General features: G+C 35.7%; 11 protein-coding genes. 3 read left to right on the plus strand and 8 right to left on the minus strand.

The window, feature by feature from the left end; all coding sequences use genetic code 11:
• Positions 1-39 precede the first annotated feature (39 nt).
• The 8 genes from D9842_RS13925 to dnaE form a co-directional block, all read right to left on the minus strand.
• Positions 40-426 carry an FxsA family protein gene (locus tag D9842_RS13925; protein WP_098795031.1) on the minus strand — a complete coding sequence of 129 codons (387 nt, stop codon included), beginning with the start codon at positions 424-426 and terminating at the stop codon, positions 40-42.
• 107 nt (positions 427-533) lie between these two features.
• On the minus strand, positions 534-2,294 hold the full coding sequence (gene pyk / locus D9842_RS13930; protein WP_121663035.1) for a pyruvate kinase: 1,761 nt from the start codon (positions 2,292-2,294) through the stop codon (positions 534-536).
• Positions 2,295-2,437: 143 nt separating this feature from the next.
• A complete protein-coding gene (gene pfkA, locus D9842_RS13935; protein ID WP_098795029.1) occupies positions 2,438-3,397 on the minus strand; it encodes a 6-phosphofructokinase in 960 nt (319 codons plus the stop codon).
• Positions 3,398-3,677: 280 nt separating this feature from the next.
• Positions 3,678-4,655, minus strand: coding sequence for an acetyl-CoA carboxylase carboxyl transferase subunit alpha (accA, locus tag D9842_RS13940; RefSeq protein ID WP_121663036.1), 978 nt, complete (start codon positions 4,653-4,655; stop codon positions 3,678-3,680).
• Positions 4,649-5,524, minus strand: a complete 876-nt coding sequence (gene accD / locus D9842_RS13945) for an acetyl-CoA carboxylase, carboxyltransferase subunit beta (protein ID WP_098795027.1) — start codon at positions 5,522-5,524, stop codon at positions 4,649-4,651. The genes accA and accD overlap by 7 nt, the downstream gene beginning before the upstream one ends.
• A 240-nt stretch (positions 5,525-5,764) precedes the next feature.
• Entirely contained in the window at positions 5,765-6,406 is a 642-nt protein-coding gene (locus D9842_RS13950; RefSeq protein WP_251396214.1) for a FadR/GntR family transcriptional regulator, read from the minus strand.
• 1 nt (position 6,407) lies between these two features.
• A complete protein-coding gene (locus tag D9842_RS13955) occupies positions 6,408-7,637 on the minus strand; it encodes an NADP-dependent malic enzyme (RefSeq protein ID WP_121663037.1) in 1,230 nt (409 codons plus the stop codon).
• A gap of 224 nt (positions 7,638-7,861) precedes the next feature.
• A complete protein-coding gene (gene dnaE, locus D9842_RS13960) occupies positions 7,862-11,215 on the minus strand; it encodes a DNA polymerase III subunit alpha (protein ID WP_121663038.1) in 3,354 nt (1,117 codons plus the stop codon).
• Between the two features lie 194 nt (positions 11,216-11,409).
• Between dnaE and D9842_RS13965 the strand changes: the two genes are divergently transcribed.
• The 3 genes from D9842_RS13965 to D9842_RS13975 all read left to right on the plus strand — a co-directional run bounded on the left by D9842_RS13965 (position 11,410) and on the right by D9842_RS13975 (position 12,705).
• Entirely contained in the window at positions 11,410-11,745 is a 336-nt protein-coding gene (locus D9842_RS13965; RefSeq protein ID WP_026560822.1) for a sporulation membrane protein YtrH, read from the plus strand.
• Positions 11,742-12,245 carry a sporulation membrane protein YtrI gene (ytrI, locus tag D9842_RS13970; protein WP_098795023.1) on the plus strand — a complete coding sequence of 168 codons (504 nt, stop codon included), beginning with the start codon at positions 11,742-11,744 and terminating at the stop codon, positions 12,243-12,245. Before D9842_RS13965 ends, ytrI begins: the two co-directional genes overlap by 4 nt.
• Positions 12,246-12,516: 271 nt before the next feature.
• Positions 12,517-12,705 carry a YtzJ family protein gene (locus D9842_RS13975; RefSeq protein ID WP_098795022.1) on the plus strand — a complete coding sequence of 63 codons (189 nt, stop codon included), beginning with the start codon at positions 12,517-12,519 and terminating at the stop codon, positions 12,703-12,705.
• The last annotated feature ends 200 nt before the right edge of the window (positions 12,706-12,905 follow it).

Below are 12,905 nucleotides of genomic sequence, written 5' to 3' on the forward strand. Positions count from 1 at the left end.
TGATACTAAGATCAGCCCCGCAATTTCTTTGGTCAACTTCTACCTAATGATCGTTATCCGATTTTTATCAATCATTTTTCGAATAGTTGCTAATAAAATCGGTTTAAACTTATTTCTGCTAAATGGAAATAACAATAAAAACCCAACTGTATCTGTTATAAAGCCAGGAGTTAATAACAAAACTCCACCAATCAAGATACAAAGCCCGTCAATAATGGCCATTCCAGGAATTTGTCCAAATTGCATGTCTTGCTGAGCTTTTCTTAACGTTTCCAATCCTTGTTTCTTAGCAAGCCAAGCTCCTACAACACCCGTTAAAATAATAAGTAATACAGTTGGAATTGGACCAATTGCATTGCCTGATAGTATTAAAATTCCGATTTCTAGAGCAGGTATAACAATAATAAGAAACATTAATAATCGCATGTATTCACCTCTTAAACTCTACTAATAAAACGATAAGCCTCTATACCTCTCTATTCTATTCTAAAAATGCAAAAAAAAGAAGGGAATACCCCTTCTCTTAATGATAATTATAGTACACTTGCATGTCCTTGGTAAATAACTCCTCGAACAGCGTCTACTGTAATATCTTGACCATCTTTTAACAATGTTGTTGCGTTTTCTACACCTACAATAACAGGAATTCCAAGACTTAACCCCACAACAGCAGCATGACTTGTTAAGCCACCTTCTTCTGTTACAAGAGCAGATGCTTTCTCAAGAGCATCCATCATATCACGGTCGGTTCCTTGTGCAACAAGAATAGCACCTTGTGTCATTTTTTCCTGTGCATCCTTTGCAGTGCTTGCCACTACAACCTTACCAAAAGCTGATTTACGACCGATGCCTTGTCCTTTTGCAATAACATCTCCAATAACGTGAACTTTCATAAGGTTTGTTGTGCCTGCTTCACCAACAGGTACACCCGCTGTAATCACAATAAGATCACCATGTGTCACAAGTCCGCTATTAATTGCCTCTAATACAGAACGATCTAACATTTCATCCGTTGTTGTGGAATAATTTCCACTTCTTGGGTAAACACCCCATACTAATGCTAACTTGCGAGAATATGAATCAGAAACTGTTACAGCAATGATCGGCGCTTTAGGACGATATTTTGAAATCATTCTTGCAGTGTGTCCACTTTCAGTAGGAGTAACAATTGCTGATACACCTAAATTTAAAGCTGTATAAGCTGTAGATTGGCCAATAGCATCTGTGATTGTTGTGCCAACCTGTGCACTGCGTTTCGATAAAATTTGCTTATAATCTAAAGCTTCCTCTGCTCTTGAAGCAATATTGTGCATTGTTTTAACCGCTTCCACTGGATAAGTACCGGCCGCAGTCTCACCAGAAAGCATAATCGCATCCGTACCGTCAAAAATAGCATTGGCTACGTCACTTGCTTCCGCTCTAGTCGGTCTTGGATTACGTTGCATACTATCAAGCATTTGAGTAGCTGTGATAACAGGCTTTCCTAGAGCATTACATTTACGAATTAATTCTTTTTGAACTAATGGAACTTCCTCTGCAGGAATCTCAACACCTAAATCTCCACGAGCAACCATTAAACCGTCTGACACTTCAAGAATCTCATCGATGTTATCTACACCTTCTTGATTCTCAATTTTAGGGATAATTTGAATATGGCCTGCATTATGCTCTTCAAGCAGCTCGCGAATTTCAAGTACGTCTGAAGCACGACGAACGAATGAAGCAGCTATAAAGTCAACATCCTGTTCAATACCAAAAACAATATCTTTAGCATCTTTTTCTGTAATACCTGGAAGCTTCACACTAACACCTGGTACGTTAACACCTTTTTTATTTTTTAATGTACCAGTATTTTTAATTAATGTTTTGATCTCACCTTTTGTTTGGTCAAGGCCGATTACTTCCAACTCAATGAGACCATCATCTAGTAAAATTGTTGATCCAATATGTACATCATCAATAAGTCCTTCATATGTAACAGAGAACTTTTCTGTTGTACCAACTACTTCTGTCATTGACACAATAATTTCTTTTCCTGCCTCAAGCTCAATAGCACCATTTTCCATTGTGTTTGTGCGGATTTCAGGGCCTTTCGTATCTAGAAGAATAGCTACAGTTTTGTTTAGATTGGCAGAAGCCTCTCTAATATTTTTAATTCTTGCACCATGCTCATCAAAATCACCGTGTGAAAAATTCAAACGGGCTACATTCATTCCAGCCTGCATTAATTCTGATAATTTATCAATTGATTCACTTGCAGGACCAATTGTACATACAATTTTCGTTTTGCGCATTTCGTTTCCTCCTACCATTTAGAAGGGTAAAGGTTTCACTTATCCCCTATTAGATTCGTTTCTTCCTTTACCCATTTTTAGTATGGTTTTATTGTTTTATTTTTAGCTTTGTAAAATAATATGGTAACGATACCAACTAGTATTTATATAGATAATTCTTTAGATAATCGGTACATATTATCATCAATCGTATGTGGTTGATCTAGTATTTCAAGAATATCATGGTGAACAAGTTCATTTTTTTGAATACCAACACAACGTCCACCTTTTCCTTCTAACAATAATTCAACAGCATACGCACCTAGTCTGCTTGCTAATACACGATCAAATGCAGTTGGGGAACCTCCACGCTGAACATGACCTAGTACAGAAACACGAGTCTCAAATGAAGTAGCTTCTTCAATTTGCTTAGCAAATTCAACTCCACTACCTACACCTTCTGCAACTACAATAATACTATGTTTCTTTCCTCTCTCATGACCACGTTTTAAGCGGGCAACAACATTGTCCATGTCATAGTCAGCTTCCGGTATTAAGATTGTTTCAGCTCCTCCAGCCAAACCAGACCAAAGGGCAATATCACCAGCATGTCTTCCCATTACTTCAATAACATATGTACGTTCGTGTGATGTAGCTGTATCACGAATTTTATCAATTGCATCTATAACTGTATTAAGTGCTGTATCAAATCCAATAGTAAAATCTGTACCAGGAATGTCATTATCAATCGTTCCAGGAACACCTACACATGGAAAACCATGTTCAGTTAGTTTTTTCGCTCCCATGTAAGAACCGTCTCCGCCAATAACAACTAGGCCTTCAATCCCATGTTTCTTTAACTGTTCAATCCCTTTTTTCTGGCCTTCTATTGTTTTAAATTCAGGACATCTAGCAGAATATAATTTCGTTCCTCCGCGGTGAATAATATCTCCAACAGAGCCAAGTTCTAATTTTTCTATTCTTCCTTCAATTAAACCTGTATATCCATGGTAGATTCCATAAACCTCTACATCATGATAGATCGCTTTACGTACAACTGCCCTAACAGCAGCATTCATACCAGGGGAATCTCCACCACTGGTTAAGACGCCAATTTTTTTCAAAACTTTCACCCCACTATAGATAAGTAGCAATACTAAATTACTTCCAAAATAACATGATTATAATGTCAATACAACAAAGAGTCAACTTTTGTCGAATAACCTTTTTATGAGCCTTTTTCATTATACAATAAATTATCTGCTGTGTTTAATGAATTATGTAATTTTGCAAAATTATTGTCCTACTTTGCCTAAAAAGTCTAATCTGTAAATAAAATAGAATGAATTGTATTTTCTTTCACATCCGCAAAAGAAAACGTGGACCAGTCGGCCACACGTTTTTCTATTTTACCCCAAGTAGATCGTTTGCAAACGATACTTGACCTATTCTTTTATATTTTTCATAACGATGCTGAATTAATTCTTCCCCTGTCATAGTTGAGAGAGTTTTTAAAGAGCTTGCGATTACCTCAGTAATATTGGTTGCTTGCTGAGCTACATCTTTATGTGCTCCACCTTTTACTTCTGGAATAATTTCATCAACTACACCAAGTTCCTTTAAATCTGGGGCAGTTATTTTCATCGTTTCTGCAGCTTTCTTTGCTAATCCTGAGTCTTTCCAAAGTAATGCTGCTGCACCTTCAGGAGAAATAACAGAGTAGGTAGAGTTCTCCAGCATATGAATATAATTTCCTACACCTAATGCTAGTGCTCCACCACTTCCACCTTCTCCAATAACGATACAAATAACTGGTACAGATAAACCAGCCATTTCGAACAAGTTTTTAGCAATTGCTTCACTTTGTCCTCTTTCTTCAGCCGCTTTTCCTGGATAAGCTCCTTTTGTATCTATAAAACATATTATCGGACGATTGAATTTATCAGCTTGTTTCATCAACCGTAATGCTTTACGGTAGCCTTCAGGATGTGGCATACCAAAATTTCTTCGTATATTTTCTTTTGTATCTTTACCACGCTGGTGACCAATTACAGTTACTGGTACATCTCTGAACTTAGCTATACCACTAACAATGGCATCATCATCACCATAATATCGGTCACCATGACATTCAAAGAAATTAGTAAAAATTTGTTCAATATAATCTAGAGTTGTAGGGCGACTAGGATGCCTTGCTATTTGAACTCGATCCCAAGGCTTTATATTTGTATAGATTTCATTTTCAAGCTTTTCTAATCTTGCTTCTAATTTTTCAATTTCAGATGATAAATCAACATCAGATTGAGCAGTAAACTCTTTCAGTTCTTTAATTTTCGCTCTAAGCTCGGTAACTGGCTTTTCAAACTCCATCTCACCTACCATGTTATTTCACCTCCTGTTTGATGGATATCAAGTATGTTCCCAAGAGTTTCCTTTAATTCTTGGCGATTAATAACATTGTCTAATTGCCCGTGCTTCAGTAAAAATTCAGCTGTTTGGAAGTCTTCAGGAAGCTCTTCTCTAATCGTTTGCTCAATAATTCTTCTACCAGCAAACCCAATTAAAGCACCTGGCTCAGCAAAATTATAGTCACCTAGTGATGCAAAGCTTGCCGAAACTCCTCCAGTTGTTGGATGTGTCATAACAGAAATGATCAACCCACCATTATCACTAAAAAGCTTAAGGGCAGAACTTGTTTTAGCCATTTGCATGAGACTTAAAACGCCCTCTTGCATCCTAGCTCCACCAGAAGCAGTAAAAATAATAATCGGTAATCCTTTTTCATTCGCATTTTCTATTGCTCGGGTAATTTTTTCTCCTACAACAGAACCCATACTTCCCATTCTAAAACTAGCATCCATGATAGCCACAGCTGTCCTAAAGCCGTTTATCAGACCTTCTCCTGTTACTACAGCTTCATTTTGCTTTGTTTTAAGACGATCTTTTTCTAGTTTTTCCTCATAATCAGGGAAGTTTAGAGGATTTTCAGATATCATATTTTGATCATATTCAAGGAAGCTATTTTCATCAAATAAGCTCTCGATTCGCTCTCTAGCATTCATTTGATGATGATATCCACAATTCATACAAACTTTTAAATTTTTATTAAGTTCTTTCGTATACATGATTTTTTTACAATTCGGGCATTTTATGACAATCCCTTCCGGAACATCTTGCTTAGCTTGCTCAGAAGGAATTGAGGCATATTTCTTTTTCTTTGGTTTTGGCTTAGTAAATAAATCTTTTAACAAAACGGTACCTCCCCTTTTTCTAAGGCACTGTATAATTGGCCGAAAATTTCCTATTAGCTCAATTTATAGCCAAAAATAACAACGTGCTTAAACATAGCCTTTATTAAAGCTGCTTCTATTTAAATCAGATAATGATTACATAATCTAGTATTCACTTTCAGAAACTGTTTTCTAGAAAATTGTCAGTTATATTAACTGTAACGATTGCTGGACAAACATGTTGTAGAAAGTTGTCAATATCTATTCGACATTTTCTTTAAGGGATACCGCTTCATATTGAATAAACACTTCTAAATGATCCTTTTTTATTAAAGCATCAAGCAACATTTCTAAATGTTTTTTTGGAAAACTATGCGATTGATCACCCTTATATACAAAGTTGACATATTCATTTAAAACATTCCAAATTCGATATAAGAGAAAATTATTTGCTAATTTAACAAGTTCAGTCATTAATTCAAATCTTGTTATCTCTGTTTCCTGAACTATACTAGATAATTCTACTAATTGTTCATTTATGTCACTTTGTAAGATTAACTGCAGGGCATTCTTTTCTAATAGCTCGTTCATTTTAATGACATCCTTTATTGCTTTTGTATCATCAAGAATAAAGGTTCCCAACAGTTCAATTAAATTATGCTCTCTAAAATCCTTTAAAAAAGTTCCTTCGCCTCTTCTTGTTTCAATCATTCCTAATAATTCAAGAGCTCTTAATGCTTCACGAACAGAAGATCTTCCAACTTTTAAATTCTCAGCCAGCTCTCTTTCTGAAGGAATTTTATCTCCATAAGAAAGCTGTTTGTCTGCAATGATTGTGCGAATATGGCGAAGGATTTCAATATAAACTTTTGAATGCGGAGTTGTCAAAGAAGAATCACTCACTTTAATCAATGATGGCTAATTGCCTCGTTTTCTCAGCAACTTCCTCCGGATCGACTTTAATTCTTGCCACACCGGTTTCCATTGCTGCCTTAGCTACTGCTGAAGCAACAGCTGGTGCCACTCTTGGATCAAATGGTGCCGGAATAACATAATCTGGACTTAAATCCTTTTCAGATACAAGTGCTGCAATTGCCTCAACCGCCGCAATTTTCATTTTCTCATTAATGTGTGTAGCACGTACATCTAACGCACCTCTAAAAATTCCTGGGAAAGCCAATACATTGTTTACTTGGTTTGGAAAATCAGATCGACCTGTTCCAATAACCTTCGCACCAGCTTCTTTGGCCTCATTCGGCATAATTTCTGGAACAGGATTAGCCATAGCAAAAATAATTGGATTCTCATTCATTGATTGAACCATTTCTTTAGACAAGGCCCCTTCAACCGAAACTCCAATAAATACATCGGCACCTTTAATAACATCGGATAAACTACCTTCTAGCTGATCTCTATTTGTGTATTTAGCTACTTCCGATTTCACGTTGTTCATACCGTGTGAACGATTTTCAAAGATCGCACCTTTCGTGTCACACATAATAATATCTCTTACACCATAGCTATATAAAAGCTTAATGATTGCAATACCAGCTGCTCCTGCACCGTTAGCTACAACCCGGATATTAGACATACTTTTTCCGACTAATTTAAGAGCATTAACAAGCCCTGCTACTGTTACAATCGCAGTACCATGTTGGTCATCGTGAAAAATAGGGATATTCGTTTCCTTTTTTAAACGTTCTTCAATAACAAAACAATTAGGAGCAGCTATGTCTTCTAAGTTTACTCCACCAAACGTTGGTTCAAGCAACTTAACTGTATTAACGATTTCATCAATATCTGTCGTGTTTAAGCAAATTGGAAATGCATCCACTCCAGCAAAACTTTTGAAAAGAACAGCTTTTCCTTCCATAACCGGTAATGCTGCTTCAGGACCAATATTCCCTAACCCGAGCACAGCCGTACCATCAGAAACTACTGCAACCATATTACCTTTCATCGTATAATCATAGACTTTGCTTTTATCATCATAAATGTCTTTACAAGGTTCAGCTACACCAGGTGAATAAGCAAGGCTTAAATCATAAGCATTTTTCACTGGAATCTTTGACTTTGATTCTAATTTCCCTTTGTTAACACGATGAATATGTAAGGCTTCTTCTCTTAATGACATCATGAACACTCCCCATGTAAAGTACTAGAACAAGTACCCTATTGTAAGAATCTAATTGTTTGGTTACCAGTTCAGCTGTATCTATTATTATTCTGCCTATCACTCTTTAAAAAAGTGGTCAGACCACTTTAAATCATTATTAAATGATAACATAATTCATTTGATTGTAAAGCATCGTTTAGCATAAACATACTCATTTACGAAAATAGCCTTACAATTAAAGGCTACTCCTGTTTTAGCACAACATTATTTTGCCCAAGTAAATTAATTAAATCTGTTAAACACTCTTCTGTAGCTGAAACTGAGAACTCTTCAGGTAATTGAATGGTCCTCTTATCATGCTCATAATAGAGGTAGACAGGGATACTCCCATGAAAACGACTTAGTATCTCCTTTACATCTAGAAGCTTTTGTTGATCTGAGAACTGCTTCTCAATTTTCACAAATAGCTTTCCATGTTTTGAAACGGCTGGTAAGTGATCCAGTTCTTTTATTTGCTGAACAATAAACTGAATTTTATCCTGTCTTCTTTCAACTTTTCCCTCCAGATAGAAAATCATTCCGTCCTTCACCTTTTCACCAAACTTTGAATAAGTTTGTGGGAAAATAACCGCGTCAATATCTCCTGTTTCATCTCCAAGTAGTAAAAAAGCCATAACCTCACCTTTTTTAGTACGTATTGTTCGTACATTTGCTACCAAAGCCCCAATTGAAACCTTTCGATCTACATTTGAGGATAGATCATCAATAGTAACAGCACGGACTGCATGAAGGTTTGAACGGTACATTTCAACAGGATGAATCGAAAAGTATAAACCTAGAGATTCTTTTTCAAATCTAAGTTTTTCTTCAATTTTAAATGGCTCTACTTCAATATACTTTGGCTTTAGATTAAACTCTTCTTCCAAAAAGAGATCAAATTGACTTTCATCTGATGGAGTCATTAGCTCCGCATGCTCAATGGCAACATCCAGGCTTGCAAGCAAAGTTGCACGATCAATAGTAAACTCATCCATTGCACCAGCAAAAATAAGTTGCTCCATTGTTTTTCTAGTCACAATTTTCATTGACACCCTTATACAAAAATCAAATAAGTCAGTAAAAGGTCTTTTCTTTCTTGCATGAAAAATTTCCTTAATAGCCGCTACACCTACATTTTTAATAGATGTTAAATTATAGCGAATACTGGCACCTTCTACTAAAAATGCAAACTCACTTTTGTTTACAGAGGGTGGCAGCACTGCAAAACCTTTACGTTTCGCCTCTCGAACATATTGAGCAACTTTATCTTCATTTCCACTTACACTTGTTAATAAAGCTGTTAAAAAATGGAGAGGGTAATTTGCTTTTAAAAAGGCTAATTGGTAAGCAATCATACTATAGGCAACTGCATGACTACGGTTAAATCCATAGTTGGCAAACTTTACAATTAAATCATAAATTGAGTTTGCCACTTGTTGACTATAACCGTTTCTCATACAGCCCGAGACAAAATGTTCCCTCTGTTGATCTAGTATTTCTTTCTTTTTTTTCCCGACGGCTCTTCTTAATAAGTCTGCTTCCCCTAGAGTAAATCCTGCAATAGTAGAAGCCAATTCCATTATTTGCTCCTGATAGACAATAACACCATAGGTATTCTGTAAAATCGGTTCCAGTGAGGGATGTAAATATGTTGTGCTTTTTCTTTTATGTTTTCTGTCAATATAAAGTGGTATATTTTCCATCGGACCAGGTCTGTATAACGCATTTACAGCAACAATATCCTCAAGATTGCTAGGTTTAAGACGCTTTAAAACACTTCTCATCCCCTCGGATTCAAGCTGAAAAACTCCTGTTGTATCTCCCTGGGATAAAAGATCAAACGTTTTTTCGTCTTGATAGGATATGTTCGTCAAATCAACTCGTTTTCCTTCAACACGTTGTATAGATTTCATAATATTCTCGATTAAAGAAAGATTTCTTAAGCCTAAAAAATCCATTTTTAAAAGCCCGAGATCTTCTAAGTAATCCATAGAGTACTGTGTTAAGTACACATCCTGTTGCCCTTCCTGAATTGGGACAATATTTGTTAAAGGTTGATCACTTAAAACAACACCTGCTGCATGTGTAGAAGTATGCCTTGGGAGGCCTTCTAGTTTTAAAGCTGTTTCATAGATTTTTTTATTCAGCTCATTTTCAGTAATTAATTTCTGTAGTGCCTGAGATTCTTTAAATGCTTCTTGAAGGGTGATTCCAGGTCGAGATGGGATCAGCTTCGATAAGACATCTGTTTCCTTAGGCGAAGCTCCCATTACTCTCCCCACATCACGAATAGCTGCTTTTGCTGCTAACGTACCAAAGGTAATAATTTGAGCAACGTGTAACTTCCCATATTTGTTTGCTACATAAGCTATTACTTCATCACGTCTTGTATCTGGAAAGTCAATATCAATATCCGGCATAGTAATACGCTCTGGATTTAAAAACCTTTCAAAAAGTAGCCTATGTTTAATTGGATCTACATCCGTAATTCGTAGCACATATGAAACAAGAGAGCCGGCAGCAGAACCTCGTCCTGGACCTGTTAATATACCATGATCATGAGCGTACTTCATAAAGTCCCATACAATTAAAAAATAATCACTAAAATTCATTCTTTTTATAATATCTAACTCATAGCTTAGTCTTTGTAAATAGATAGAGTCAGGGTTTTCAAATCTTGTATTTAATCCTTTGTAACAAAGCTCCTCAAGATATTCATCAGCATGTTGGTTTTTGGGAGTAGGGTATTTTGGTAGATGCGTAACGCCCAGATTAAGATTCACTTTACACCGAGCAGCTATCTTTAATGTATTTTCTAATACATCAGGGGACTCCTCGAATAAAGATACCATTTCAGTTGGACTCTTTAAGTAATTTTCATGTGTACCTTTTAGGTCAACATGAAAATCAGAAAGCTTTTCACCACGTTTTAATGCAATTAGACATTGCTGAGCAAGGTAATCTTCCTTTTCGATATAGCAAACATTATTCGTTGCCACCATAGGAATATTCACTTCATGACTAATATTCAGTAAATGTTTATGTAGAGACTCATCTTCTAAGGATACTCTCTGAGTTCCTAAGTATATTGAGTTTTCACCAAATAGAGTTTGATATTTTTTTAATAAGACAATTACTTGCTCAAACTGTTCTTTTTCAAAGCTTTCCATGAACATCTGTCCTGGAATAATGGCTATTAATCCAGAATGATAGCTTTTTAACCATCGATCCGGAAGCCCTTCAGGTGATTTTGTTTGAAGAGCACTGCTTATTTTTAATAAATTCTGATACCCCTCGTTATTTTCAGCTAGTAGTACAGCTGTCATGTCCGTCTCATGTTGTTCATCTATGATTGTGACTGTCATACCTAAAATAGGCTTTATTCCATTTTCTTGACAAAGCTTATAAAAAGCTACAGCCCCATACATCACATGAAAATCAGTCAATGCTATAGCATTGAATTTATATTCTTTTGCCTTATTAACTAATTTATCTAATCTTGCTGCACTTGAGAGCAAGCTGTATGCACTTTTCACTTGAAGGTGAACAAACGGCATATATTCCCCTCCTTTCTACATTTGTTTTAAATTTTTATTCAAGGATCATTTATATATCCTCATTATATTCCCGCGGTTATATAGTTACAAATAAGAGCGTTCACTGTTAGAGAATTTAGACCATTTCTACAACAATATTTTCTTTCATACTTAAAATAGGTCGTCCATATATATAGAGTAGGGGGTTGATAGTCATGGACAAAGAAGCCTTTATGCCGGCTTTTATTCATAGTTACTTTATAGCACTAGGAGTACTTTTAGGTGGCACGCTAATCGGTGCCATTGGTGCTTTTTTAGCAGGAGAACCACCATTAACCAAAATGTTTGAATTTGCTAATAGGCTAAAAATTTGGGCTCTTGTTGCAGCAATAGGTGGTACGTTTGATGCTTTTTACAGCTTTGAGCGTGGAATTTTTCAAGGTGAAACACGAGATATTGTTAAACAAGTATTGTTAATTGTATCAGCTATGGGTGGAGCTCAAACAGGTTGGTTACTTATCACTTGGTTAACACAGGAGCATCTTTCATGAGAATCCCACCGCACTATCAGCAACCTTCATGGCAACGTTTTTTTGCAGGTGCAGCAATAGGGGCAGTTATTAGTTGGGGTGTTTTCCTTTTTATTTTTGGAGTTATTCAAGAAGAACATAGTACAATTATAAATAAACAAAAGCAAACAATTCAAGATTTAGAGAATGACAAGAAAATCTATCAAGAAGAGTATACAAAATTAAACAAAAAAGCTCAAGAAAAGCTGACTGTTCAAGAGATTAAGATTAAATTAACTAACGGTGATCGCTACCTTTTTAAGGATTTTAGGATAACGAATATTGAAAACAGTGTAAAGGAAGATTTAAAAGACGTAATGGCCAAGGATATTGAGAGTATCGTTTCTAATCATCTATTAATAGAACGAATCATTGAAAATAAACCATTAAAGTTTGATGGAAAAGAATACAAACTTGAAATGACAAAATTCATGTTAACCACCACACTATACATTGAAGTTAAAATATCCTTTGTAGACTAACAATACTCCTAAGGAATTTGAAATATTTGAGATTTTCATTAAAAATTAATCGCAAAACCTTCCCTTTTCCGATAAAATAGAAATAGGAAAAACAAGGAAAATACATTCACTTAAAAACAAGCTGGTTTGCTCTCTAACAAACTGGCTTTAACTTCCCCTTCCACTCTTCACAGAACATTTATTCCAACAATTATGACAATTGATTCCTTGTTTAACCAACTCACTTTATAACGATTTATCTGTTGTACCACTACTTAACGGAGGGATGGATATGTATATTTTAAGTTCAAAACAAGTTGTCCAGGAAAAGATTAACCATATCAAAAAAGGCTTCTCAGCATATGTAGAAACAGCTGAGCTTGCAAACATTATCAAAAAAGAATGTCAGATTCTACAATTGGATGTGTATGAGGATGCTACAGAGCTAGGTTATTGGTTTATTCCGACCAAAGAAAAGTAACCGCTATCATTATTTCTTCATCAATGTAAAACTCCATTATTAAAGTGGCGTTTTCAAAGACCCTCATCACATGTTCTATTCAAACCACTAGAAACGTAATCCATAACTTTATTGTAAGCAAACTAACCTCTAAACAAGAATTCTTCTGGATCGTAAATTTTAATGCAAGGAACTATGTTATCTTATGACTACCGACTAGG

It is taken from the genome of Metabacillus litoralis, from assembly GCF_003667825.1.
GTDB classification, from domain to species: domain Bacteria; phylum Bacillota; class Bacilli; order Bacillales; family Bacillaceae; genus Metabacillus; species Metabacillus litoralis_B.

Bases quoted from the DNA above. Each gene is read 5' to 3' on its own strand.
- D9842_RS13965 (WP_026560822.1), top strand. From the start codon at position 11,410: ATGGACAAAGAAGCCTTTATGCCGGCTTTTATTCATAGTTACTTTATA.
- ytrI (WP_098795023.1), top strand. From the start codon at position 11,742: ATGAGAATCCCACCGCACTATCAGCAACCTTCATGGCAACGTTTTTTT.
- pyk (WP_121663035.1), bottom strand. From the start codon at position 2,294: ATGCGCAAAACGAAAATTGTATGTACAATTGGTCCTGCAAGTGAATCA.
- D9842_RS13955 (WP_121663037.1), bottom strand. From the start codon at position 7,637: ATGTCATTAAGAGAAGAAGCCTTACATATTCATCGTGTTAACAAAGGG.
- dnaE (WP_121663038.1), bottom strand. From the start codon at position 11,215: ATGCCGTTTGTTCACCTTCAAGTGAAAAGTGCATACAGCTTGCTCTCA.
- D9842_RS13975 (WP_098795022.1), top strand. From the start codon at position 12,517: ATGTATATTTTAAGTTCAAAACAAGTTGTCCAGGAAAAGATTAACCAT.
- D9842_RS13925 (WP_098795031.1), bottom strand. From the start codon at position 426: ATGCGATTATTAATGTTTCTTATTATTGTTATACCTGCTCTAGAAATC.
- accA (WP_121663036.1), bottom strand. From the start codon at position 4,655: ATGGTAGGTGAGATGGAGTTTGAAAAGCCAGTTACCGAGCTTAGAGCG.